This is a genomic window from Aeromonas allosaccharophila (assembly GCF_000819685.1).
Classification (GTDB): domain Bacteria; phylum Pseudomonadota; class Gammaproteobacteria; order Enterobacterales; family Aeromonadaceae; genus Aeromonas; species Aeromonas allosaccharophila.
The window spans coordinates 1-23,329 of the sequence record NZ_CDBR01000042.1 but is presented as its reverse complement, the minus strand read 5'-3'; the positions used below and the strand labels follow the sequence as shown (position 1 = coordinate 23,329).

Genomic DNA, 23,329 nt, shown 5'->3' with positions numbered 1-23,329 from the left:
AGGTCAATGTTGGGCTTCTCGATGTTCGGCACCGAACCGGCATGCACCATATCTCACCGCCTTATGTAGGTTCGATTAGCGCAGCGTAATCGGACGGACGAGAGGCCTTGGTTGCGGTTGTTGCCGTGAAGCAGGGGCGGCCAGCCGGAGGGGGGCAACTGGTTGCTATAGCTGGAGGCAAGAGATACCAGAAGAGTGGGTCACATTTTTGGAAAACAAGCTTCGTATAAATCCTTGTTATGATAATCTTGCTAAAATTATTTTTAGATGTTTAGTATTGAGGGTTTATATATGACAAAAGGTCAGCTAATTAAAAAGGAAATAATAAATTATCCAGAGCATTACTTTAATGCACAAGCTAAAACTCTAGATGCTAGGATTGAAAACGTAAAGTTAAGCAAAGAGCAAGCCGATGAAATTTCCTCTACACACATAAAGAAATTCATAAGAGATAAAGTATTAGGTATTTTTAAGGTCGGTGAAATAGTTTCTGAGATAATAAACTGGAATGAGTCTGTAGATGAGGATTTGAAAGAGGCAAAAAAAGAATTTCTTTTGGCTCAATATTTTGATAGAAATGACCAGCATGAAATGGCACTAACTCAACTAAAAGAGTTTTTATCAAGCCCCCAGGGTAATACTATTTTCAATAAAATACTTAGAATTCTTGATGATACGCCTCCAGATATAGAGCTGTCTTCCCATCTTTCTTCTGCGCTAATTTATATTGTAAGAAATGATTTTGCGAAATTATTTGAGCAGCATAAATATTCCCTGTCTCAGATAGAAAAACTCACCCCTCAAGCGTTAACTATTATGGCTGATTTTAATAATTGGCCTTTGATATCGTTGGGTACATCTACATCAACGGGAACCAAGATAACGTCAGACTGGTTTTTTGAGTTTACTCAAGCATATTGTGCAGCAAAAGGAATTCATGACCAAGGTACTAGAAATAGGGTTCAGCATTCGATAAATGAATTAATTAGCTCTCGGCTTATTGAAGCTCATCGTGTAGAAAGTGGACAGGCTAAATGTGTAATTGCTGAAGTAGGTAAGGGATTATTACCTTACATCAGTGCATCGTAATAGGAATAGTTTGTCATAGAAAACGGCGCCTTAACGGCGCCGTTTTTAATATCACAAACCCAACCAACATCACTGCAGCAGCGAGATATCCGCGACTTGCAGGAACAGGTTGCGCAGGTTGTTCAGCAGCGCCAGACGGTTGGCCTTGAGGGCTTCGTCGTCGGCCATCACCATCACCTCGTTGAAGAAGGTATCGACCGGCTCGCGCAGGGCGGCCAGACGGGTGAGGGCGGCCTGATAGTCACCGGTAGCGAACAGCGGGGCCAGTTCGGCTTGCAGTTCGGCAACCTGGGTAGCCAGCGCCTTCTCGGCGGCATCGACCAGCAGTTCCGGTTTGACGGCAGTCGGCAGTTCGCCTTCGACCTTGGCCAGAATGTTGCTCACGCGCTTGTTGGCGGCAGCCAGTGCCAGTGCGGCATCCAGCGTGCGGAAGTGGCTGACGGCCTTGACGCGACGATCGAAGTCGAGCGGACGGGTCGGGCGGCGGGCCAGTACGGCCAGCACCACGTCGGCACCGATGCCTTCGTCCTGATAGGCGGCGCGGAAGCGGCCCAGCATAAAGTCGACCACGTCGGTGACGACGGTTTTGTTGGTCAGCTTGTCGCCGTAGACGCGTACCGCCTCTTCAACCAGTTCAACCAGATCCAGATCCAGCTGCTTCTCGGTCATGATGCGCAGGGCACCGATGGCGGCGCGACGCAGGGCGAACGGGTCCTTGTCACCCTTCGGCAGCATGCCGATGCCGAAGATACCGGCCAGAGTGTCGAACTTGTCGGCCAGCGCGACGGCGCAGGCAACCAGACCGGACGGCAGGGCATCGCCGGCAAAGCGCGGCATGTACTGCTCGTTGAGGGCCACGGCCACCGCTTCGTCTTCGCCATCGTGACGGGCGTAGTGCATCCCCATGACACCCTGGGTGTCGGTGAACTCGCCGACCATGTTGGTCATCAGATCACACTTGGAGAGCAGACCGGCACGCTTGGCCTGAGTGACATCGGCGCCGATACGCTCGGCGATAAAGCCGGCGACGGTCTCGATACGCTCGACCTTGGCCTTGACGGTGCCCAGCTGTTGCTGGAACAGCACGGTTTCAAGGCGCGGCAGGCGGGAAGCCAGGGTCTGCTTGAGGTCAGTCTTGAAGAAGAACTCGGCGTCAGAGAGACGGGGGCGAACCACCTTCTCGTTGCCGCTGATGATCTGGCTCGGGTCTTTGGACTCGATGTTGGTGACGAAGATGAACTTCGGCAGCAGCTTGCCGTTCTTGTCGTAGACCGGGAAGTACTTCTGGTCACCCTTCATGGTGTGAACCAGCGCCTCAGCCGGAACGGCTAGGAACTTCTCTTCGAAGTTGGCGGTCAGCACCACCGGCCACTCGACCAGTGCGGTGACCTCTTCCAGCAGGGCGTCGTCCAGATCGGCCACGCCACCGAAGGCGGCAGCGGCCGCTTCGGCGTCAGCCTTGATCTTGGCCTTGCGCGCCATGAAGTCGGCAATCACCATGCCGCGCTCCTGCAGGATCTGCGGGTACTGGCTGGCGTTGTCGATGGTGAATTCGCTCTCGCCCATAAAGCGGTGACCGCGAATGGTGCGGGCAGAGTCGATACCCAGAATGTGAGCGGGAACCAGATCCCCATCCAGCAGCAGGGTCACGGTGAACACCGGACGCACGAACTGAATGGTCTTGTCGCCCCAGCGCATCATCTTCGGGATCGGCAGTTTGGCCAGCGCCTGGCTAACCAGCTCGCCCAGCAGGTCTTTGGCCGGACGGCCTTCGACCTTGGCGGTGTGAACCAGCCACTCACCCTTGTCGGTGACCAGACGCTCGGCCTGCTCAACGGTGATGCCGTTGCCGCGGGCCCAGCCTTCGGCGGCCTTGGTCGGCTTGCCTTCGGCATCGAACGCCTGAGCCACGGCCGGGCCGCGCTTCTCGACGCTCTTGCTCGGCTGCTCGCCAGCCAGCTCGCTCACCTTGAGGGCCAGACGGCGCGGTGAGGCAAACCACTCGACGTCGCCGAAGGCCAGATCGGCCTTGGTCAGTTCGCTTTTGAGGTTGTCGGCAAAGGCTTCGGCCAGGGAGCGCAGGGCTTTGGGCGGCAGCTCAGCAGTACCGATCTCTACCAGAAATGTATGTTGTGCCATGTCCGTTCCTTAACCTTGCTTGTTCTCACTGCGCTGACACATAGGGAAGCCCAGCGCTTCGCGGGAGGCGTAGTATGCCTCTGCCACGGCCTTGGTCAGGGTGCGAATGCGCAGAATGTAGCGCTGACGCTCGGTGACCGAGATGGCCTTGCGGGCATCCAGCAGGTTGAAGGAGTGAGCGGCTTTGAGGATGCGCTCGTAGGCAGGCAGCGGCAGCGGTTTTTCCAGTGCCAGCAGGTGCTGGGCTTCCTTCTCGTACTGCTCGAAGCAGTGGAACAGGAACTCCACATCGGCGTGTTCGAAGTTGTAGGTGGATTGCTCCACTTCGTTCTGGTGGAACACGTCGCCGTAGGTGGTCTTGCCCAGCGGGCCGTCAGACCAGACCAGATCGTAGACGCTGTCTACGCCCTGAATGTACATGGCCAGACGCTCGAGACCATAGGTGATCTCGCCGGTCACCGGCTTGCACTCGAGGCCGCCAACTTGCTGGAAGTAGGTGAACTGGGTCACTTCCATGCCGTTCAGCCACACTTCCCAACCCAGACCCCAGGCACCCAGTGTCGGGTTTTCCCAGTTGTCTTCGACGAAGCGGATGTCATGGATTTCAGGATCCATGCCCAGCTCTTTCAGGGAGCCCAGATAGAGTTCCTGAATGTTGTCGGGGGAAGGCTTGATGATCACCTGGAACTGGTAGTAGTGCTGCAGGCGGTTCGGGTTTTCACCGTAGCGGCCGTCAGTCGGACGGCGGGACGGTTGCACGTAGGCGCAGGCGATGGGCTCCGGGCCCAGGGCACGCAGACAGGTCATGGGGTGGGAAGTACCGGCACCCACTTCCATATCCAGCGGCTGAATGATGGTACAGCCCTGGCGGGACCAATAGTCCTGCAGCTGCAGGATCAGGCCCTGAAAGGTTTTGACATCGAATTTTTGCATAATTTTTTTCGCGCGAAGTGAAAATCAGAGCAAGATTTGCTGAATGTGAACCGAGGGAGTATACCGTCTGGCATGGTCGGATAATAGGCGAAATTGCAGCGGATTCACGGGATGGCACTGCGCCCTGGCTGGTCGGGCGGGATGTCCGGTACAGGATGTGAGCAGTGCCGCCAGCCGAGTGGGCAGGGTCGGGGAAGCCGCTGAAATCATAAGGGAGAGAAAATGGAACTGCGCTGCGCCTGGGTGACCAAGGACCCGGAATACATTGAATACCATGACAAACAGTGGGGCAGACCGGTCTATGACCCCCGCGAACTGTTTGCCAAGCTCTGCCTCGACGGCCAGCAGGCGGGGCTGTCGTGGATCACCATCCTCAAGCGTACCGAGAGCTACTACCGCGCCTATGCCGACTTCGATCCGCACCGCATCGTGCAGTTCGACGAGCAGGATGTGGAACGGCTGATGCAGGACAGCGGCATCATCCGCAACCGCCTCAAGGTGCAGTCGATCATCAGAAATGCCCGCGCCTATCTGGCGTTGCAGGAGCAGGGGATCGACTTCGCCGACTACCTGTGGGGCTTTGTCGGCGGCGCCCCCATCGTCAATCAGCGCCAGGGCAATGGCGATATTCCGGCAACCTCGCCGGAGTCGGATGCCATGTCGAAAGCGCTCAAGAAGCTCGGCTTCAACTTCGTTGGCAGCACCATCTGTTACGCCTTTATGCAGGCGGTGGGGATGGTGAACGATCATCTGGTCAGCTGTCCTTGCCATGCCGAGTGCCAAAAAGAGCAGCAAAAGAAGCCGGATTGAGCCCCTTTGTGGCATCCGGTTCAGTCGGGATACAGTGATGGCCGTTCAGAATTGCGCTCCCCAATCAAGGAGTCATTCATGTCTTTCATCACTGTTCGCGGACGCGCCTGCCGCGCCCTGATCCTGGCTTGCGCCACCCTGCTGACCTCACTGCCTGCCCTGGCGGTCAAAGAGGCGCGCGACATTCGTCAGGATGCCCGCAGCGACGCACGGGATGTTCGTCAGGATAGCTACACCGGTCATCAGGACGCCCGTCAGGATGCCCGCGATGTGCGTCAGGATGGCCGCCCGCAGGCTCGCGACATGAAGCAGGATTGCCGTCAGGAAGAGTACCTGAACAACGTCGACTGCCGTCAGGACAAGCGCCAGTTCAAGCAGGATGTGCGGGAAGATGCGCGGGATATCCGCCGCCGCTGATCCTCGCTTCATGGCAGTGGCCCGATCTGGCCAACCGCTGGCAGCCAAACAGTGTGACAAGAAAAAGGCTCCCGAAAACGGGAGCCTTTTTGCATCTGGTCGCCGGGTGGCGGCTTACGCTACTCCCGCCTTTACCATGCACTCGCTGTATTGCTTGTCCACCTTCAGGATATGGTTGAGCAGCCAGCTCTTGAGGAAGATGATCATCTCCATGTTGAGATCCTGTTCGTCGCCATCTTCGCGGCGGATCAGGTTGCCCAGCTCGGCCAGCAGCCTGGCATGCTCCTGTTTGTGGCGTTGCAGTTCGGGATAGCGCGCCTGTTCCATACTGCGCTCCTCGTCGGCAAAGTGCTGAATTGCGAGCTTGAGCAGATCGTCCAGCCGCTGTTTGCGCACCTGCGCCGGACTGTTATCACTGACCGCGTGGTAGAAGCGGTTCATCGCGTCGAACAGGCCCTGATGCTGACGATCCACGCTCGCCACACCCACCATGAATGTCTCGTTCCAGCGCAGCAGGTCGTGTTCATGCCCCGTTGATTGCTGCTGGCTCACCTCGAACTGGTCGCTGATCAGGCTGATCTCCTCATTGGACTGGTTCAGGTCGCGCGTGTGGGCCCGACTCTCGCGGGCCAGCTCGAGGCATTCACGAGCAATATTGGCAACCTGCATGACGTTGCGATTGGTCTCTTCCGCGACTTGAGCCTGTTGCTCGGCCGCCGTGGCGATCTGACCATTCATGTCGGCGACCCGGGTAATGGCCGAGACAATGGCATTCAGGGTTTCGCCGGTGCCCGCGGCCTGGTTGACCGCCTGTTCGCTGACATTGCGGGTGGTATGCATGGTGCTGACGGCATGGCGGGTGTTGTTCTGCAACGCTTCGATCCGCTGCTGGATATCGACGGTGGCGGCCTGGGTGCGGGTTGCCAGCTGACGTACCTCGTCGGCGACCACCGCAAAGCCGCGCCCCTGTTCGCCAGCCCGTGCCGCCTCGATGGCGGCGTTGAGCGCCAGCAGGTTGGTCTGTTCCGAGATGGTGCTGATCACCTGCAGAATGTTGCCGATCTGGCTGCTCTCCTGATCCAGCCGGGTCACCTCACCGGCGGATTGCTCGATATGGGTGGCCACCTGACGGATCAGGGCGATGGTCTGGCTCACTTGCTGCTGGCCATCGTGGGCCTGCTGCTGGGTGAGCAGGGTATCCTGACTGGCCTGCTCGGTATTGTGTTCGATGTTGTGGACGGTGGCGGTCATTTCGTTGATGGCGGTCGCCAGCATGTCGGTACTTTGCTGCGCCCGCTGCATGCTGCTCAGGGTGCTGCCGGAATGGTTCATCAGCAGCGCCATCTTGTCGTGGGTCTTGTGAGAGACCTGCTGCACCGAGCCGATCAGGCTGTCGATATTGTCGAGGAAGCGGTTGAAGACGGTGGCGAGGTAGGCGAACTCATCCTGCCCGCGGCTGCGCAGCCGGAACGTGAGGTTGTGGCTGTGGTTGGCCAGTTCGACCAGCTGGGTCATCAGCTGTTGCAGTGGCCGCACCGTCTTGAGATGGATCAGCAGCAACATCAGCATGATGATGGTGAGGCTGACCACGAGCAGCAGCAGATCCTGGCTTTGCAGGGCGCTGCTTTGGCTGGCGATCTCCCGCTCCTGACCCATCAGCTGTTGTTGTTGCTGCTCCAGCGCCCCTGCCACCTGAGTGGCGATGCTATCGGTTATCGCGTCAAATCCCTCGCCCGGCTGTTTCATCAGGCGGTTGCCTGCTTCGCGCCCCTCCTTGAGATAGGCATCGACCATCCGTTTTCCTGTCTCCAGTTGGCGGGCCAGCAAGGGGGTGAGAGCACTCTGCAACTGTGGCAGGGTGTCGAGCAGCTGCCGGGCAGTCTGGGCATGCTGCTCCGCCTCGGTAACGGAGTCCTGCTCCCCCGAGACGGCCGCATCGGTTAGAAATTGCTGCACTTGAGTAGTGTGATAACGCAGCTCCTGCAGGGTGATTTGCCGGTTGGCGCTGGTGATCAGCTGTTCTGGCAGTTGTCCGAGCCGATCGGTCAGGGTGCTGCGCCAGATGCCGCCCAGCACCATGGTCAGCAGGATAACTAGGCTCGCGCCCAACAGCAGATGGCGGATCGAGAGGTTGCGAAGCAGTGCAAACATGGCGAGACCTCAAAGATCTATTGATGGTGCCTTCAATAGTAGTCAATGGCGTCAGCCAGCCCGCCGTCGTTTGTGGCCGGGGGCTCGGTCATGGGGGATGGTCCGGTGTTCAGCTCTTGTCCAGTGCAGCACGGCATAATGGCGGCCATCCGCCAGAAGAGGGCGCAATCCGTATCCTGACGTCACACCTTGGCACGCGGCTGGGGTAGAATGCGCGCTTTGTGGTTTTGAGTCGGTTTTTTCAGAGGTTTTTTTTCATGCATTTCAAGACAATTGTTCCGGCGGTTGCGCTGGCCGTGGCCCTGAGCGGCTGTACTACCAACCCGTACACAGGTGAGCAGCAGACCTCCAAGGCGGTCTGGGGTTCGCTGGCCGGTGCCGCAACCGGCGCGGCAATCGGTGCCATGTCCTCCAGCAAGGGTGACCGCAAGAAGGGGATCCTGACTGGTGTGGCGGCAGGTGCGGCGCTGGGCGGCGGTATCGGTTACTACATGGATGTGCAGGAAGCCAAGCTGCGCGAGAAGCTGCAAGGCACCGGCGTCAGCGTCACCCGCAATGGCGACCAGCTGATCCTCAATATGCCGAACAACGTCACCTTCGACAGCTCCAGCGCCCAGCTGAAAGCGGCCGGTGCCAACACCCTCTCCGGTGTGGCCATGGTGGTTGCCGAGTTCGACAAGACCCGCCTGAACGTGGTCGGTCACACCGACAGCAGCGGCTCCCGCGATCTGAACATGAAGCTCTCCCGCGAGCGCGCCGATGCCGTTGCCGCCCAGCTGATTGGTCAGGGTGTCGCTGGCAGCCGCATCTCCACCACAGGTGTAGGCCCGGATCAGCCGATCGCCTCCAACAGCACCGCGGCTGGCAAAGCCCAGAACCGTCGCGTGACCATTACCCTGACCCCGACCGCCTAAGTCGTTCAGGTTTTGGCAACGAAAAGGCCCCGCCAGTGATGGCGGGGCCTTTCTATTGGAGCCGTGGCTAGCAACGGCTCCTTATTCTTTGCTCCCTTCTCCCCTTGCGGGAGAAGGGGCGGGGATGAGGGGGATAACCGCCTCTTAGACAGCGGCAGTGAGCTGCACTTCCACCTTGTAGCCTTCGTGGGCCAAGCAGGCCTGTACGCAGGCGCGCACAGGGGCTGTGTCGGCATCAGGGGAGCCAGGCATCCCGTTTTGCTTAGACAGCGGCAGTGAGCTGCACTTCCACCTTGTAGCCTTCGTGGGCCAGACGGGCCTGTACGCAGGCGCGAACCGGTGCTGTGCCAGCCGGGATCCAGGCATCCCACTGCTCGTTGAAGGCAGCGATGTCCTGAATGTCTTTGAGATAGATGTTGGCCATCAGGATCTTGTCGACGCCGGAGCCGTTGGCTTCCAGCAGACGCTGCAGGCTCGCCAGCACTTCGCGGGTCTGCTGGTGGATGTCGGCCTCTTCGCTGGCGGGCACTTCCACCACGTAGAGGGTGCCATTGTGGATGACCACGTCTGACCAACGCTGGGTGGTGCCGATTCGGGTAATGGTTGTCATGGAGTGCTCCGGTACGGGGGCTTATTGACCCTTGCGGATCAGATAGCGGTAAGGGGCCTGCTCTGTCTCGCTGGCGACCAGGGTGTGATCCATAAAGCGGCAGAAACTGGGGATGTCGCGGGTGGTTGAAGGATCGTCGGCGCTGACCAGCAGGGTCTCGCCATCCGCCATCAGCCGCACTTTTTTGCGAACCATCATAACGGGTTCCGGGCAACGAAGCCCGATTGCGTCCAACTCATGAGTTGCGCCGCAGAATAAATCACTCATCTATTATCAACCTTCAACCTATTCGGCTGCCAATGATACTCAGGGCTAAAAAATAATCAAACAAACAGCCCGTCAACCAGCATATGTAACTAAAATGTTATTCAGCCCTATCCAGCTTGCGCCGGACGAGTAATATAAAAATTGAACCATATTCAACAAGGAGGTGAATATGCAGGTCTCCTACGGCAGATTACAAGCCTATGCAGGCATGGGGTTCTTGTCCTTCGCCATGATAGTGATGGGCAGCCCGATCGGGAACACCGGTACCTGGTTCGGCTCCATGGTGATGGTGGGGTTGGGGCTCTGGATCGAGCTCAGCGATTACTATGACGAGGATGAGGACGAAAACGATCAATCCTGAACCGGATGACGATTCAACAACAAAGGCGGAGCAATTCCGCCTTTGTCATTTCTGCCGATCAGCCATTTGCCCGGATCAGCGGGTCGAGCGCATCGCCCGCTCCAGATGCAGCGCCGTCTGCTCCGGGTTCGCTTTGGGGTCGTTGAAGTAGTTGCTCAGCACATCCATGATCGCCTGACGCATATTGGTCGGCGTCGCCATCCCCTCCGCCATGCTGGGCAGCAGGTTGTCCTGCTTTTCCGCCAGCAGGAAATCCTGATAGGAGCGCACGGCGCAGCGGTCGAACTTGCTCATGTCGGGGTTGGTCAGCGCCGGGATCGACCCCTTCACCCGGTTGAACTCTGCCTGGAATGTCGGCGTCATCAGCAACTGGGCCAGCTCGCCCTGCGCCTGCAGCTGGGCCGGATCCCGCTGTTTGAACATGGCGATGGAGTCGAGGTTGTAGCTGAACAACCCGGCGCTGCCCGGGCTCGGCAGGCAGGCGATATCCTCACCCGGCCGGTAGTTGCCCGCGCTCAGCTCCCCCTTCACCCAGTCCCCCATCACCTGCATGGCGGCGCCACCGCTCTCCAGCAGATTGGTAGCCTGATGCCACTTCAGTCCGGCGTATTTTTGCGGCACATAGGCGCGCAGCTGCTGGAAGCGGGTCAGCACCCGCACCATGTCGGGGCCAGTCAGGGTGGCGCTGTCCTGTTCGAGGAACGCCTTGCGGTAGAACTCCTTGCCGCCCTCACCGAGCGCCACCGTTTCAAACAACACCGCCAGCTGCCAGGGCTCGTTGCCGATGGCGAGCGGGGTGATACCCCGTTTTTTAAGCTGGTCGGCGATGGTGACGAAATGGGCCCAGTCGGTGGGCGGAGTCAGCTTCTGCTGCTCGAACACCTTGCGGTTGAGCCACAACCAGTTGACCCGGTGAATGCCGGTCGGTACCGCCATCAGGGCGTCACTCTGGATGAGGGTGGCCCGCACCATGGGGGGCATTTTGGCGTACCAGCCGAGGTGTTCGGCCATCGGGCTGAGATCGCGCAAAAAGCCGAGTCCGGCCCACTCCTTGAGTTCATAGCCCTTGAGGTGGGCCGCCTCCGGCGGGTTGGCTGCCAGTGCCCGGCTCTTCAATACCGTCATGGCGCTCTTGCCGCCGCCGCCCTGTACCGCGAAGTCGTTCCACTGGTTGCCCTGTTCGGTCCACTCGGATTTGAGCACCTCCACGGCCTTGGCTTCACCGCCGGAGGTCCACCAGTGCAGCACCTCCACCTGAGAGGCGCACGCCGGTAGTGATAGCAGGGCGATGACAGAAAAAGACAACCACTTCATAAGGTTACTGCCTTGGTAGGGAGAGCGTGGCCTGCAGGCCACCTTGCGGACGGTTTTCCAGCACCAGATCGCCGCCGTGGGCGTGGGCAATGTTGCGGGCGATGCCAAGGCCGAGGCCGGTGCCCGCCTGATCGGTACTGAGCCGGTAGTAGGGCTCGAAGATGCGCTCGAACTGATCGTCCGGCAGGCCGGGGCCCTCATCCATGATGAAGAGGATCAGCATCTCCTCGTCATCCATGATGATGATGCGCACCTTCTGGCCGTACTTGATGCCGTTGTCCACCAGATTGCCGATGCAGCGCTTGAGCGCCAGCAGCTTGCCGCGATAGGGCCACTTGCAGTGGCCTTCAATGGTCAGCCGCTCGTCGTGCAGGTTCATCGACTCCGCCATCTGCTCCAGCAGGGCGTTGATGTCGATCTCCTCGATGTTCTCGTGGATGTCGGTCTCTTTGACCGTCTGCAGCGCACCTTTCACCATCAGCTCCAGCTCGTCGAGATCCTTGTTGAACTTGCCGATCTGCACCTCGTCGTCAAGCAGCTCGACCCGCAGCCGCAGCCGGGTGATGGGGGTCTTGAGGTCGTGGGAGATGGAGCTGAACAGCCGCTCCCTATCGTCGATATAACGGCGAATGCGGTGCTGCATGATGTTGAAGGCGCGGGTGGCCGCCACGATTTCCGACGCCCCTTCCTCTTTCAGCGACGGCTGGTCGATATCCTTGCCGAGATTGACCGCCGCCTTGGCGAGCCTGCGCAGCGGACGGGTCTGCCAGCGCACCAGCATAAAGGTGAAGAAGCAGAGGAACACAGTCATCAGGGCGATGAAACGCACCTGATTGCTCGGCATCACGGTATCGTCGAGGGTCATGTAGGGGGCGGGCAGCAGGGCCGCCAGATAGAGCCACTCCCCCTTTTCAATCTCGATCTGGGTCACCAGTACCGGCGGATTGAGCGGTTCCAGCGACAGGGTGTAGCGGGCCCAGGAGGAGGGCAGGTCTGCCAGCAAGGTGTCGTTGTTGAATACGTGCAAGTCGTCGGGTCGGGAGAAGTCCACCTTGATCGCCATGGCATCGGAGAGCTTGCGGGTCAGCACCCCCTGCACCTCCTGCAGCACCAGCGTCTTGCGCTCGCTCTCGGGGATGGCGTTGATGTGGATCTCTTCCTCGTTGAGCGAGACGAAGAAGCGGCTGCCACCCATGTTGCGCAGCTGGTCGAGGGCGATATGGCGATACTGCAGCGGCAGGGATTTGAAGAAGTTGACGGTGGAAGCAGCGGAGAGTGCCAGGTTGCGGGTGGTGCTGATCATCCCCTCCAGCTCCCGCTTCTGGATCTGCTGCATCCAGATGCCGGTCAGAATGGTCTGGGAGAGCAGGATGGCCAGCAACAGCAGCAGGATCATCCGTGACAGCAGGGAGCGGGGTACCAGCGCCCCCCAGGACCACTTGTTGCTCATGGCAGCTCGTGCACCTCGGCAATCAGCATGTAGCCGCTACCGCGAATGGTCTTGATGATGCGCGGGCTCTTGCCGTTGTCGCCCAGCTTCTGGCGCAGACGGCTGATCTGCACGTCGATGCCGCGCTCCATCGGCAGGCTTTCGCGGCCGCGGGTGGCATCGGAGATGGTATCCCGATCCAGCACCACGCCGGGTTGTTGCAGGAACATGCCGAGCAGCATGGCGTCGCTGCCGGAGAGATCCAGCAGGCTGCCATCGTCATGGGTCAGCTGGTGGCTCAGGGTGTCGAGGGTCCACTCGGCAAAACGCAGGCGGCGGCTCGGCTCTTTCTCTTTTTCCGGCTGGCGGAATTCGGCGCGGCGCAGCAGCGCCTTGATACGGGCCTGCAGTTCACGGGGGCTGAACGGCTTGGCGATATAGTCGTCGGCACCGAGTTCGAGGCCGATCACCCGATCCGCTTCGTCGGAAGCGGCGGTCAGCATGATGATGGGCACCTGGGAGTCACGACGGATCTGCTGGCAGAGGGTAAAACCGTCCTCGCCGGGCATCATGATGTCCAGAATAATGAGGTCCGGGCTGTGCTGGGCGAGTTGCTGGCGCATCTCGTTGCCCTCCGCCGCCGTCAATACCTGAAAGCCCGCCCGGGTCAGGTACTCATTGAGCAGCTCGCGGATCTCTTGGTCGTCATCGACGATCAGCAGTTGTTTGCTCATTGACATATGTATGTGCATCCACCCATTTTTTTGTGCAGATTGAACCTGTCGGGGGAGTAAAAAGCAAGCAAGCCCCCCATCTAATGTGAGGTTTAAGGCAATAACAGGCTATTGATAAGGTTAAAACGAAAAAAGGCCGACCCAAACGGGACGGCCAACAGACAGCTTCTGACCACTGACGATCACCCCGTGTGGCGATCGTCACAGACTTGAAAAGGGGCCAGTCAGACTGACCCTGAAAAGGGACAACTCTCAGTAGTGCATCCCGTCGATCCGGCTGGTTATCACACCCGTTCGAATACGGTGGCGATGCCCTGACCCAGACCGATACACATGGTGGCCACGCCCAGGGTGGCATCCTTCTCCTCCATCAGATTGATGAGAGTCGTGGAGATGCGCGCACCGGAGCAGCCGAGCGGGTGGCCCAGCGCAATGGCGCCGCCGTTCAGGTTGACCTTCTCGTCCACCAGATCCTGCAGACCGAGGTCCTTGACGCAGGGCAGGGACTGGGCGGCAAACGCCTCGTTCAGCTCGAACAGATCGATATCGCCGATGGTCAGACCGGCACGCTTGAGCGCTTTCTGGGTGGCCGGCACCGGGCCGTAACCCATGATGGCGGCATCGCAACCGGCAATGGCCATGGCACGCACTCTGGCGCGGGGCGTGAGGCCGAGGGCCTTGGCGCGATCCGCACTCATCACCAGCATGGCGGCGGCGCCATCGGACAGCGCCGAGGAGCTGCCCGCGGTGACGGTGCCGTTGACCGGGTCAAATGCCGGGCGCAGCTGGCTTAAGCCATCGACCGTGGTCTCCGGGCGGATCACTTCGTCGTAGTCGTAGAAGAAGCGGGCGCCGCTGGCATCATGGCCTTCCAGCCCGACGATCTCTTTGGCGAAGCGCCCTTCCACGGTCGCAGCATATGCGCGGCGATGGGAGCGGGCGGCAAACTCGTCCTGCTGCTGGCGGCTGATGCCGTGCAGCTTGCCGAGCATTTCGGCGGTCAGCCCCATCATGCCGGAGGCTTTCGCCACCGACTTGGCCATGCCGGGGTGGAAGTCCACCCCGTGGCTCATCGGCACGTGGCCCATGTGCTCGACGCCGCCGATGATGAAGATGTCCCCATCACCCACCGCAATGGCACGGGAAGCGTCATGCAGCGCCTGCATGGAGGAGCCACACAGCCGGTTGACGGTGACTGCCCCCACCTGCTTCGGGATACCGGCCAGCAGCGCGGCGTTGCGGGCGATGTTGAAGCCCTGTTCCAGGGTCTGCTGCACGCAGCCCCAGTAGATATCCTCGATTTCGTTCGGGTCGAGGTTGGGGTTGCGCAGCAGGATGGATTTCATCAGGTGCGCGGACAGATCTTCTGCACGCACGTTGCGGAAGGCGCCGCCCTTGGACCGGCCCATGGGGGTCCGGATACAGTCGACAATGACTACGTCTTTCATGAATGGATCTCCTTTCCGCAATCAGTAGAAGGTTTTGCCATGGGCGGCCATCTCGCGCAGCTTGTCGCTGACGCGGTAGAGCGGGCCCAAATCGGCATACTGGTCGGCCATGGCCACGTAGCGATCCAGACCTATGGTGTCCAGATAGCGGAACACGCCGCCGCGGAAGGGAGGGAAGCCCAGACCGTAGACCAGTGCGATGTCGGCTTCGGCTGGCGTGGCAACAATGCCCTCTTCCAGACAGAGCACCACCTCGTTGATCATCGGGATCATCATGCGAGCGATGATGGCTTCCTTGTCAAAGTCCTGCTTCGGCTTGGCAATGGGGGCCAGCAGCTCGTAGCTGGCGGCGTCGGCCACCTTCTTCGGTTTGCCCTTCTTGTCCTGCTCGTAAGCGTAGAAACCCTTGCCATTCTTCTGACCGAAGCGGCTCACCTCATACATCACGTCGATGGCGGTGCGGCCTTCCTTGCTCATGCGCGCCGGGAAGCCCTGCGCCATCACATCACCGGCATGGTGACCGGTGTCGATGCCGACCACGTCCAGCAGGTAGGCGGGGCCCATCGGCCAGCCAAACTCCTTCTCCATCACCTTGTCGACGGCGGCGAAGTCGGCGCCATCGGCGACCAGCTTGTTGAAGCCGAAGAAGTAGGGGAACAGCACGCGGTTGACGAAGAAGCCCGGGCAGTCGTTGACCACCACCGGGGACTTGCCCATGGCGGCGGCATAGGCCACCACGCGGTTGATGGTTTCATCGGAGGTCTGCTCGCCGCGGATGATCTCCACCAGCGGCATGCGGTGTACCGGGTTGAAGAAGTGCATGCCGCAGAAGTTCTGCGGGCGCTTCAGCCCCTTGGCCAGCAGGGAGATGGGAATGGTCGAGGTGTTGCTGGCGAGCACGGCGTCTTCGCCAATGATCCCTTCCACTTCGCCCAGTACGGCGGCCTTCACTTTCGGGTTCTCGACCACGGCTTCGACTACCACATCCACATGCTTGACGTTGTCATAGCTGAGGGTCGGTGTAATGGCGGAGAGCACCTGGCCCATCTTGATGCCGTCGATGCGGCCCTTCTCGAGCTGGCCGTTGAGCAGCTTGGTGGCTTCGCCCATGCCAAGTGCCAGAGCCTTTTCGTTGATATCCTTCATCACCGCTGGAATGCCCTTGCTGGCAGACTGGTAGGCGATGCCGCCCCCCATGATGCCGGCACCCAGTACGGCGGCGTGGCTAGTGGCCTTAGCTGCCTGCTTGGCCGCCTTCTTGGCCAGCGCCTTGATGTGTTGATCGTTGAGGAAGATACCGACCAGCGCCTTGGCGACATCGGTTTTGGCCAGCTTGATAAAGCCTTGTGCCTCGACGTTGAGCGCCTCGTCACGGCCCATACCTGCGGCGGCCTCGACGGTTTTCACCGCAGTCATCGGTGCCGGATAGTGTTTGCCCGCCACGGCGGCAACCATGCCGGCGGCGGTGGTGAAGCTCATCATGGCTTCCAGTTTGGAGAGGCGCAGCGGCGCTTTTTTGGCGGCGCGACGGCTCTGCCAGTCCAGCTTGCCTGCGATGGCGTCCTTGATCATCTGCAGCGCAGCGCCCTGCAGTGCCTCGGGGGCGACCACGGCATCGATGGCACCCACCTTGAGGGCGTCATCGGCACGGACATCCTTGCCGGTGGTGATCCACTCCAGCGCGTTGTCGGCGCCGATCACCCGCGGAAGACGGACGGTGCCGCCAAAGCCCGGCATGATGCCAAGTTTGGTTTCGGGCAGGCCGATTTTGGCGCTGGTATCAGCCAGACGGAAGTCGGTGGAGAGGATGGTCTCGCAGCCGCCGCCCAGGGCGTGGCCCTTGATGGCGGAGAGGGTAGGAACCGGCAGATCTTCGATGGCATTGAAGATGTCGTTGGCCTTTTTCAGCCAGCCGAGCAGATCTTCTTGCGGCAGATCGAACAGTTCCAGGAATTCGGTAATATCGGCGCCGACGATAAAGGCGTCTTTGCCAGAGGTGAGGATCAGACCTTTTAGTTCACGTTCTTGTTGTAGTGCGGCGATCGCTTCGCTCAGGGAGAGCAGGGTAGCGCGATCCAGCTTGTTGACTGAACCCGGGGCATCAAACCTCAGCTCGGCAATGCCGTTTTCGAGGTAGCTGACCGACAGGGTTTCGCCTTGGTAGATCATGAGAGTGTCTCCTTGTTCCCACTCAGTGGGGGGTGTTGCTCCTTTATCCCCAGCAGGGGGCGAGGCTCACTATTGATCCAAAAGGAGACATTTTCAACACCTATTTAAAACATTTGTTTAACAGTTATCGAGTAAAAGCTCTTCATCACAAAACGGGCAAAAGAGAGGCGCCTTGCGGCGCCTCCAATGAATGTGAGTTTGTTATCAACTGGCCAGTTCCGGCCGGTTGCGATACTGGTTCAACACCTCGGGATCGGCGAGGGCGTGGGTGTTGTTGATCGGCCGGTTGTGCACTACCTCCCGTACCGCCAGTTCGACGATCTTGCCGGACTTGGTGCGGGGGATGGCGTCCACCTGCAGGATGCGGGCGGGCACATGGCGGGCGGTGCAGTGTTGCTTTATTTGCTGGCGGATCCGCTCGCGCAGCGGCTCGTCCAGCTTGCAACCCGCCTTGAGTTTGACGAACAGCACCACCCGCTCGTCCTGTTGCCACTGCTGGCCGATGACGATGCTCTCCTCCACCTCGTCGAGCTGCTCGACATAGCGGTAGATCTCGCTGGTGCCGATGCGCACGCCGCCCGGGTTGAGGGTCGCGTCGGAGCGGCCGTAAAACAGAATGCCGCCGGTCGGGGTTAGCTCGATCCAGTCGCCGTGGCACCAGATGTTGTCGAACCGCTCGAAGTAGGCGGCGTGGTATTTGTCTCCATTTTCGTCGCCCCAGAAGTAGATGGGCTGGGCCGGGAACGGCTTGGTGCAGACCAGCTCACCCTTCTCCCCCTGCACCGGCTGGCCCGCTTCGTTGAATACCTGCACCGCGAGACCGAGGCCGCGCCCCTGACTCTCGCCGCGATAGACAGGGCTGAGCGGATTGCCGATGACGAAGCAGGAGCAGATATCGGTGCCGCCTGAGATGGAGCTGAGCTGCAGATCCTGCTTGATCTGCTGATAGACGTAGTCGAACCCCTCCGGCGACAACACTGAGCCGGTGCTGCAGATCAGCCGCAACTGCGGCAAGTCGTGGGTCTTGATGGGGGCATAACCCTGCTTGTGCAACGCATCGAGATACTTGGCCGAGGTGCCGAACAAGGCGACCTGCTCGTCGCGGGCGAGATCCCATAGCACGTTGCCGTCCGGGTAAAACGGCGAGCCATCGTAGAGCACCAGGGTGGCGCCGGAGGCGAGGGCGCTCACCAGCCAGTTCCACATCATCCAGCCGCAGGTAGTGAAGTAGAAGATCCGCTCTCCCGGTTTGATGTCGCAATGCAGCTGGTGCTCTTTCAGGTGTTGCAGCAGGGTGCCGCCTATGCCGTGGACGATGCACTTGGGTTTGCCGGTCGTACCTGACGAATAGAGGATGTAGAGCGGATCGTTGAAAGCCATCGGCTCGAAGGCGAGCTGGGCACCCTGCTGGCTCGCCAGCAGTTGTTGCCAGTCGTGGCCAAGCTGCAGCGGGTTGCCGAGCAGGGGGATCATCACCGTCTGCTCAATGCTGCTTAACTGGCTCACCACGCTGGCGACCTTCTGCTGAATGTCGATCTCCTTGCCGTTGTAGCGATAACCATCCACCGCGAACAGCACTCGCGGCCGGGTCTGGCCGAAACGCTCCACCACGCTGGCCTCACCGAAGTCGGGACTGGTGGAGGTCCAGATCGCCCCGAGGCTGCTGGTTGCCAGCATGGCAACCACGGTTTGGGGAATATTGGGCAGATAGGCGGCAACCACATCGCCACGACCAATCCCCTGATGGCGCAGCCACTGAGCCAGCCGAGCCACCTGATCACTCAGTTCACGCCAGCTAAGAGTGCGGCTTGGGCTTCCTTCGATGCGGGAGATGATAGCCGGGCTCTCGTCTTGTCGGCGCAGCAGGTTCTCGGCGAAGTTGAGGCGGCTGTCGGGGAACCAGCGGGTGCGCTGCATATCCTGACGGTTCTCCGCCACTATGTTGCCGAGCTCGCCCTTGACGCCGCAGTGTTGCCACACCAGCGGCCAGAAACGGGTGGTCTTCTCCACCGACCATTGGTAAAGCTGCGGATAGTTCTGCAACTGCAAGCCGTGGAAACGGTTCACCTCCGCCATAAAACGGTAGAGGTTGGATTGCTGCATCCCGAGCGGATCCGGTTGCCACAGGCAGAGGTTGTCCATGAGTAATCCCTGACTTCATGTATCTACCGGCAGTGTATTGAATTGTTTTTGATTTGTTAATGATTGGTTTTGCGTTGATAACAAACAGGTTGTAACGCATGCGTTATCTCACGAAGCGGCAGCTTGACGGGTCGAGCAGCCCCGAGCTTGGTGTTATGCTGCTATCACATTCACCTCGGAGCAGGACGCCATGAGCAGCTACAGCCAACTTTTTGCCCAGCACCTCGATACCTTGCAGCAGCGCACCCGCGACATTCTGCAACAACAGGGGCTCAGCGGACTGGCCATCCACTCCGGCCAGACCCACCGCATCTTCCTCGATGATCAGGATTACCCGTTCAAGGTAAACCCGCACTTCAAGGCCTGGTTGCCGGTGCTGGACAACCCCCACTGCTGGCTGCTGGTGGACGGGGTGAACAAGCCGGTGCTGCTGTTCTATCGCCCTGTGGATTTCTGGCACAAGGTGGCGGATCTGCCCAATGCCTTCTGGGTCGAGTTCTTCGATATCCGTTTCCTGACGAGGCCGGAGCAGGTGGCCGATCATCTGCCTGCCAACAAGCAGGAGTGGGCCTACCTGGGCGGGCATCTGGAAGTGGCCGAGCTGCTGGGGCTGACCCAGCCCAATCCCGAGGCGGTACTCAACTACCTGCACTATCACCGCGCCTACAAGACCCCCTACGAACTGGAGTGTCTGCGCGAGGCGAACCGCATCGGGGTGCGCGGCCATATCGCTGCCAAGGACTCCTTTATGGCGGGGGCGAGCGAGTTCGAGATCAATCTGGCCTACATGAAGGCGGTCGGGCAGGGGGCCAATGAGGCACCTTATAGCAATATCGTCGCCATCAACCGCAATGCGGCCATCCTGCACTACACCCATTTGTCTGCCTTGCGGGTGCCGGATGTGGAGCGTCACTCCTTCCTGATCGATGCCGGCGTCGATTTTCACGGTTATGCCTCCGACATCACCCGCACCTGGGCGTGGCGGCGCGGCGAGTTTGCCGATCTGATTGCTGCCCTCGACGAGCAGCAGCAGGAGATCATCAAGGAGATCAAGCCGGGTCGCCGCTACAGCGAGCTGCACCTGCTGATGCATCACAAGCTGGCGCGCCTGCTGCAGACCACCGAGCTGGTGGACATGTCGGTGGACGAGATGATCAATACCGGGGTGACCAACGTCTTCTTCCCTCACGGCCTCGGCCACTTCCTCGGTCTGCAGGTACACGATGCGGGCGGGTTCATGCAGGATGAGCGCGGCACCCATCTGGCGGCGCCCGAGCTGTTCCCCTATCTGCGCTGCACCCGGGTGATGGAGGTGGATCAGGTGTTCACCATCGAGCCGGGACTCTACTTCATCGACAGTTTGCTGGAGCCGCTGCGTCAGGGCGAACAGGGCAAACGGGTCAACTGGAACAAGGTCGAGGCACTGCGGCCGTTTGGTGGCATCCGCATCGAAGACAATATAGTGCTGCACGCCAACGGGGTGGAGAACATGACCAGACAAGCAGGGCTCTGATGGCGGCAGCGTACTCCATTCCGGCTGCCCCGCTGGAGTTGACCGAAGAGATAAAGAAGAGCCGCTTCATTACCCTGATTGCCCACACCCCGACCGTCGAGGCGGCCAAGGGGTGGGTCAACGAGATCAAGCGCCAACATCCGACCGCTCGCCATCACTGCTGGGCCTTTGTTGCGGGGGCGCCGCAAGATAGTCAGGTCTACGGCTTCAGCGATGATGGCGAACCGTCCGGTACGGCGGGCAAGCCGATCCTGGCCCAGTTGATGGGCTCGGGGCTCGGTGAAATCTGCGCCGTGGTGGTGCGGTATTACGGCGGCATCCAGCTTGGCACCGGTGGACTGGTCAAAGCCTATGGGGGCGGCGTCGGTGCTGCCCTCAAGCAATTGCCTACCCTGCTCAAGGTGCCGCGCACTCCCTCTCTCATTCACTGCGATTACGGTGACATGGGGACGGTCGAGTCGCTGATCAGCAGCCACAATGGCGAATTGCTGGCGGCCGATTACGGTCAGCAGGTCACCTTGCAGGTAGCGTGGGAGTCCTCGGTTTGGGCTCAGGTGGACCGTGAATTGACCGACCGGACTCATGGACGGGTATCCCTCAGTCCCTTAGATGGCTAGAATCCATCGCTCTTTAATTGGGGAAAGGGAGCTGTAATGCACATCCTGAGCATTATTCGCATTGTTGGCCTGCTGGTTGCGCTGTTCAGTTCGACCATGCTGTTGCCTGCACTGGTGGCCTTCGGCTATCGGGATGGGGGTGGTGCCGAGTTCGTCAGCTCTTTTCTGATCGCTCTGCTGCTCGGCGTGGTGCTCTGGTTTCCCAACCGCTATCACAAGAAGGAGATGCGCTCGAAAGAGGGCTTCCTCATCGTGGTGCTGTTCTGGACCGTGCTGGGCAGTGTGGGGGCTGTGCCCTTCATCATGAGCGACGTGCCGGACATGTCGGTCTCGGAGGCCTTCTTCGAATCTTTTTCCGGCCTGACCACCACAGGCGCAACGGTACTGACCGGGCTCGATAACCTGCCCAAGGCATTTCTGTTCTATCGCCAGCTGTTGCAGTGGCTGGGGGGCATGGGGATCATCGTACTGGCGGTGGCCATTCTGCCGCTGCTCGGGATCGGTGGCATGCAGCTCTACCGTGCCGAGATCCCGGGGCCGGTGAAGGATACCAAGGTGACGCCGCGTATCGCCGAAACGGCCAAGGCGCTCTGGTTCATCTATCTGCTGCTGACCGCGCTCTGTGCGCTGGCCTATTGGCTGGCCGGGATGACGTTGTTCGATGCGGTGTGCCATTCGTTCTCGACTCTGTCGGTCGGTGGCTTCTCTACCCACGACGCCAGCATCGGTTTCTTCAACAGTCCGGTCATCAACCTGATTACCGTGGTGTTCCTGCTGCTGGCCAGCGTGAACTTTGCGCTCCACTTTACCGTTTTCTCCCACCGTCCGGTTCGGATCGGGCGCTATCTTTATGACTCGGAACTCAAGGTGTTCCTGGCCATTCAGGCGACCCTGGTGATGATCTGCTTTGTCGCCTTGCTGACCCACGGACACTACGCCACCTGGCAAGAGGCGCTCAACCACGGGCTGTTCCAGGCGGTCTCTCTGGGCACCACCACCGGTTACAGCACCACTACCTATGCCGACTGGCCCTCGTTCCTGCCCATGCTGCTGATGTTCTCCGCCTTTATCGGCTGTTGCGCGGGCAGTACCGGCGGCGGCATCAAGGTGATGCGTTTCATGATCCTGTTCATGCAGGGGATGCGCGAGCTGAAGCGGCTGGTTCACCCCAGAGCCATCTATACCTTAAAGCTGGGGAATCGGGCGGTGCCCGAGCGCATCGTCGAGGCGGTGTGGGGCTATTTCGCTACCTATATCATTCTCTTCTTTATATTCATGCTGCTGTTGCTGATGACGGGGCTAAATGAAGTGACTGCATTCACCGCCGTGGCGGCGGCTTTCACCAACGTAGGTCCGGGGCTGGGAGAGGTCTCTGCCAACTTCGGCAATATCTCGCCAGCGGCCCAGTGGGTGCTGGTGGTGGCCATGTTGTTTGGCCGATTGGAAATTTTCACGCTTCTGGTACTGTTTACTCCTGCATTCTGGCGTAGTTGAGGTTGTTATGGACAAGATTCTGGTGCTTTATTCCTCTCGGGATGGCCAAACCCGCAAAATAGTCGATGTCATGCTGGAGCAGATGCCGGGATGTGAAGTGGTGACGCATGACCTGCACACCTTGCCGATGTGCAACCTCAGCAAGTATGCCAAGGTCTTGATCGGTGCCTCCATTCGTTATGGCAACTTCCATCCCAGCCTGTTCAGCTTTATTCATGCCCATCAGGAGCAGTTGGAGGTGGCCAATGCGGCCTTCTTCTGTGTCAACCTGACTGCCCGCAAGCCAGAGAAGCAGACGCCACAAACCAATGCCTATATGAAGAAGTTCCTGCGCCTCTCACCCTGGAAGCCGAAAACCCTGGGGGTGTTTGCCGGTGCGCTGCAGTACTCCCGCTATAACTGGTGGCAGACTCGCATCATCCAGCTGATCATGAAGATCACCGGTGGTAGCACCGATACCAGCAAGGACCTCGAGTTTACCGATTGGGAAAAGGTGCGCAGCTTTGCCCGCGAATTCTGGTCAAAAAGGTAGCAGTGTGATGTAAATTCAGGGTTTATTGCCCGGAACAGCCCCGCCGATGCGGGGCTGTTGTTTAATAAAGCAACGGTTGAAACGGAAAACTGCAAAAAGTGCCATTTTTTGCAGTTTTGCTCTTGTCATCCCGGCGCGGCTCCCTATAATGCGCCCCTACCAGCACGGCGGAACACGCCGAGCTGATGAGCCAGCTTCTTAATGAAGTGGGCGCCGAAAGAAAAGCGAAAACAATCGCTTGACTTT

22 protein-coding genes are annotated in these 23,329 nt (G+C 59.5%); 9 read left to right on the top strand and 13 right to left on the bottom strand.

Features of this window, described 5'->3' with window-relative positions:
* The first annotated feature begins 291 nt into the window (after positions 1-291).
* Positions 292-1,089: a hypothetical protein gene (locus BN1115_RS08655; RefSeq protein ID WP_042656835.1), complete on the top strand. Its 798-nt coding sequence runs from the start codon at positions 292-294 to the stop codon at positions 1,087-1,089.
* Between the two features lie 69 nt (positions 1,090-1,158).
* Here BN1115_RS08655 and glyS read toward each other — a convergent pair whose 3' ends face one another.
* The gene (gene glyS, locus BN1115_RS08650) at positions 1,159-3,228 is read right to left on the bottom strand and encodes a glycine--tRNA ligase subunit beta (protein WP_042656834.1); all 2,070 of its coding nucleotides are present in this window, start codon (positions 3,226-3,228) and stop codon (positions 1,159-1,161) included.
* Positions 3,229-3,237: 9 nt separating this feature from the next.
* Positions 3,238-4,161, bottom strand: coding sequence for a glycine--tRNA ligase subunit alpha (glyQ, locus tag BN1115_RS08645; RefSeq protein WP_016348984.1), 924 nt, complete (start codon positions 4,159-4,161; stop codon positions 3,238-3,240).
* A 222-nt stretch (positions 4,162-4,383) separates the two neighbouring features.
* On the opposite strand from glyQ, the gene BN1115_RS08640 reads away from it, so the two are divergent.
* Together BN1115_RS08640 and BN1115_RS08635 are read left to right on the top strand one after the other, a co-directional pair.
* On the top strand, positions 4,384-4,971 hold the full coding sequence (locus tag BN1115_RS08640; protein WP_042656833.1) for a DNA-3-methyladenine glycosylase I: 588 nt from the start codon (positions 4,384-4,386) through the stop codon (positions 4,969-4,971).
* 78 nt (positions 4,972-5,049) lie between these two features.
* Positions 5,050-5,388 (top strand): hypothetical protein, encoded by a 339-nt coding sequence (locus BN1115_RS08635; protein ID WP_042060731.1) that lies wholly within the window; start codon positions 5,050-5,052, stop codon positions 5,386-5,388.
* A 114-nt stretch (positions 5,389-5,502) separates the two neighbouring features.
* On the opposite strand, the gene BN1115_RS08630 is transcribed toward BN1115_RS08635, so the two are convergent.
* Positions 5,503-7,539: a bacteriohemerythrin gene (locus BN1115_RS08630; RefSeq protein ID WP_042656832.1), complete on the bottom strand. Its 2,037-nt coding sequence runs from the start codon at positions 7,537-7,539 to the stop codon at positions 5,503-5,505.
* A 257-nt stretch (positions 7,540-7,796) separates the two neighbouring features.
* Here BN1115_RS08630 and BN1115_RS08625 point away from each other — a divergent pair, with 257 nt between their 5' ends.
* Entirely contained in the window at positions 7,797-8,453 is a 657-nt protein-coding gene (locus BN1115_RS08625) for an OmpA family lipoprotein (RefSeq protein ID WP_042060728.1), read from the top strand.
* A 144-nt stretch (positions 8,454-8,597) separates the two neighbouring features.
* On the opposite strand, the gene BN1115_RS08620 is transcribed toward BN1115_RS08625, so the two are convergent.
* From BN1115_RS08620 to tusA, 3 genes are read right to left on the bottom strand one after another with little or no spacing between them, the layout of a single operon-like run.
* Entirely contained in the window at positions 8,598-8,705 is a 108-nt protein-coding gene (locus tag BN1115_RS08620) for a RidA family protein (RefSeq protein WP_042656831.1), read from the bottom strand.
* Between the two features lie 10 nt (positions 8,706-8,715).
* Positions 8,716-9,063: a RidA family protein gene (locus tag BN1115_RS08615; protein WP_042060723.1), complete on the bottom strand. Its 348-nt coding sequence runs from the start codon at positions 9,061-9,063 to the stop codon at positions 8,716-8,718.
* Between the two features lie 21 nt (positions 9,064-9,084).
* Positions 9,085-9,330 carry a sulfurtransferase TusA gene (gene tusA, locus BN1115_RS08610; RefSeq protein ID WP_005339470.1) on the bottom strand — a complete coding sequence of 82 codons (246 nt, stop codon included), beginning with the start codon at positions 9,328-9,330 and terminating at the stop codon, positions 9,085-9,087.
* A 169-nt stretch (positions 9,331-9,499) separates the two neighbouring features.
* Between tusA and BN1115_RS08605 the strand changes: the two genes are divergently transcribed.
* Complete coding sequence (locus BN1115_RS08605) at positions 9,500-9,691, top strand: hypothetical protein (protein WP_005339471.1); 192 nt, start codon at positions 9,500-9,502, stop codon at positions 9,689-9,691.
* A 75-nt stretch (positions 9,692-9,766) separates the two neighbouring features.
* On the opposite strand, the gene BN1115_RS08600 is transcribed toward BN1115_RS08605, so the two are convergent.
* The 6 genes from BN1115_RS08600 to BN1115_RS08575 form a co-directional block, all read right to left on the bottom strand.
* Positions 9,767-11,005 carry an ABC transporter substrate-binding protein gene (locus tag BN1115_RS08600; protein WP_042656830.1) on the bottom strand — a complete coding sequence of 413 codons (1,239 nt, stop codon included), beginning with the start codon at positions 11,003-11,005 and terminating at the stop codon, positions 9,767-9,769.
* Between the two features lie 4 nt (positions 11,006-11,009).
* Positions 11,010-12,455 carry an ATP-binding protein gene (locus BN1115_RS08595; protein WP_042060719.1) on the bottom strand — a complete coding sequence of 482 codons (1,446 nt, stop codon included), beginning with the start codon at positions 12,453-12,455 and terminating at the stop codon, positions 11,010-11,012.
* Positions 12,452-13,174: a response regulator gene (locus BN1115_RS08590; RefSeq protein WP_005339475.1), complete on the bottom strand. Its 723-nt coding sequence runs from the start codon at positions 13,172-13,174 to the stop codon at positions 12,452-12,454. The genes BN1115_RS08595 and BN1115_RS08590 overlap by 4 nt, the downstream gene beginning before the upstream one ends.
* A 278-nt stretch (positions 13,175-13,452) precedes the next feature.
* Entirely contained in the window at positions 13,453-14,616 is a 1,164-nt protein-coding gene (gene fadA, locus BN1115_RS08585) for an acetyl-CoA C-acyltransferase FadA (RefSeq protein WP_042656829.1), read from the bottom strand.
* 21 nt (positions 14,617-14,637) lie between these two features.
* Positions 14,638-16,785 carry a fatty acid oxidation complex subunit alpha FadB gene (fadB, locus tag BN1115_RS08580; protein ID WP_042656828.1) on the bottom strand — a complete coding sequence of 716 codons (2,148 nt, stop codon included), beginning with the start codon at positions 16,783-16,785 and terminating at the stop codon, positions 14,638-14,640.
* Between the two features lie 204 nt (positions 16,786-16,989).
* Positions 16,990-18,927, bottom strand: coding sequence for an acetoacetate--CoA ligase (locus BN1115_RS08575; protein WP_042656827.1), 1,938 nt, complete (start codon positions 18,925-18,927; stop codon positions 16,990-16,992).
* 190 nt (positions 18,928-19,117) lie between these two features.
* Here BN1115_RS08575 and pepQ point away from each other — a divergent pair, with 190 nt between their 5' ends.
* From pepQ to hemG, 4 genes are read left to right on the top strand one after another with little or no spacing between them, the layout of a single operon-like run.
* Positions 19,118-20,440: a Xaa-Pro dipeptidase gene (gene pepQ, locus BN1115_RS08570; protein ID WP_042656826.1), complete on the top strand. Its 1,323-nt coding sequence runs from the start codon at positions 19,118-19,120 to the stop codon at positions 20,438-20,440.
* A complete protein-coding gene (locus tag BN1115_RS08565) occupies positions 20,440-21,057 on the top strand; it encodes a YigZ family protein (RefSeq protein WP_042656825.1) in 618 nt (205 codons plus the stop codon). Before pepQ ends, BN1115_RS08565 begins: the two co-directional genes overlap by 1 nt.
* A gap of 36 nt (positions 21,058-21,093) precedes the next feature.
* Positions 21,094-22,551 carry a TrkH family potassium uptake protein gene (locus tag BN1115_RS08560; RefSeq protein ID WP_042656824.1) on the top strand — a complete coding sequence of 486 codons (1,458 nt, stop codon included), beginning with the start codon at positions 21,094-21,096 and terminating at the stop codon, positions 22,549-22,551.
* A 7-nt stretch (positions 22,552-22,558) separates the two neighbouring features.
* Complete coding sequence (gene hemG, locus BN1115_RS08555) at positions 22,559-23,083, top strand: menaquinone-dependent protoporphyrinogen IX dehydrogenase (RefSeq protein ID WP_042060705.1); 525 nt, start codon at positions 22,559-22,561, stop codon at positions 23,081-23,083.
* A gap of 61 nt (positions 23,084-23,144) precedes the next feature.
* On the opposite strand, the gene BN1115_RS22665 is transcribed toward hemG, so the two are convergent.
* The coding region (locus BN1115_RS22665; RefSeq protein WP_208597753.1) for a hypothetical protein at positions 23,145-23,329 on the bottom strand (185 nt) is incomplete at its 5' end.

Excerpts from the sequence above, each read along its gene's own strand:
- BN1115_RS08655 (WP_042656835.1), top strand. The coding sequence starts at position 292 with ATGACAAAAGGTCAGCTAATTAAAAAGGAAATAATAAATTATCCAGAG.
- glyS (WP_042656834.1), bottom strand. The coding sequence starts at position 3,228 with ATGGCACAACATACATTTCTGGTAGAGATCGGTACTGCTGAGCTGCCG.
- glyQ (WP_016348984.1), bottom strand. The coding sequence starts at position 4,161 with ATGCAAAAATTCGATGTCAAAACCTTTCAGGGCCTGATCCTGCAGCTG.
- BN1115_RS08640 (WP_042656833.1), top strand. The coding sequence starts at position 4,384 with ATGGAACTGCGCTGCGCCTGGGTGACCAAGGACCCGGAATACATTGAA.
- BN1115_RS08635 (WP_042060731.1), top strand. The coding sequence starts at position 5,050 with ATGTCTTTCATCACTGTTCGCGGACGCGCCTGCCGCGCCCTGATCCTG.
- BN1115_RS08630 (WP_042656832.1), bottom strand. The coding sequence starts at position 7,539 with ATGTTTGCACTGCTTCGCAACCTCTCGATCCGCCATCTGCTGTTGGGC.
- BN1115_RS08625 (WP_042060728.1), top strand. The coding sequence starts at position 7,797 with ATGCATTTCAAGACAATTGTTCCGGCGGTTGCGCTGGCCGTGGCCCTG.
- BN1115_RS08620 (WP_042656831.1), bottom strand. The coding sequence starts at position 8,705 with ATGCCTGGCTCCCCTGATGCCGACACAGCCCCTGTGCGCGCCTGCGTA.
- BN1115_RS08615 (WP_042060723.1), bottom strand. The coding sequence starts at position 9,063 with ATGACAACCATTACCCGAATCGGCACCACCCAGCGTTGGTCAGACGTG.
- tusA (WP_005339470.1), bottom strand. The coding sequence starts at position 9,330 with ATGAGTGATTTATTCTGCGGCGCAACTCATGAGTTGGACGCAATCGGG.
- BN1115_RS08605 (WP_005339471.1), top strand. The coding sequence starts at position 9,500 with ATGCAGGTCTCCTACGGCAGATTACAAGCCTATGCAGGCATGGGGTTC.
- BN1115_RS08600 (WP_042656830.1), bottom strand. The coding sequence starts at position 11,005 with ATGAAGTGGTTGTCTTTTTCTGTCATCGCCCTGCTATCACTACCGGCG.
- BN1115_RS08595 (WP_042060719.1), bottom strand. The coding sequence starts at position 12,455 with ATGAGCAACAAGTGGTCCTGGGGGGCGCTGGTACCCCGCTCCCTGCTG.
- BN1115_RS08590 (WP_005339475.1), bottom strand. The coding sequence starts at position 13,174 with ATGTCAATGAGCAAACAACTGCTGATCGTCGATGACGACCAAGAGATC.
- fadA (WP_042656829.1), bottom strand. The coding sequence starts at position 14,616 with ATGAAAGACGTAGTCATTGTCGACTGTATCCGGACCCCCATGGGCCGG.
- fadB (WP_042656828.1), bottom strand. The coding sequence starts at position 16,785 with ATGATCTACCAAGGCGAAACCCTGTCGGTCAGCTACCTCGAAAACGGC.
- BN1115_RS08575 (WP_042656827.1), bottom strand. The coding sequence starts at position 18,927 with ATGGACAACCTCTGCCTGTGGCAACCGGATCCGCTCGGGATGCAGCAA.
- pepQ (WP_042656826.1), top strand. The coding sequence starts at position 19,118 with ATGAGCAGCTACAGCCAACTTTTTGCCCAGCACCTCGATACCTTGCAG.
- BN1115_RS08565 (WP_042656825.1), top strand. The coding sequence starts at position 20,440 with ATGGCGGCAGCGTACTCCATTCCGGCTGCCCCGCTGGAGTTGACCGAA.
- BN1115_RS08560 (WP_042656824.1), top strand. The coding sequence starts at position 21,094 with ATGCACATCCTGAGCATTATTCGCATTGTTGGCCTGCTGGTTGCGCTG.
- hemG (WP_042060705.1), top strand. The coding sequence starts at position 22,559 with ATGGACAAGATTCTGGTGCTTTATTCCTCTCGGGATGGCCAAACCCGC.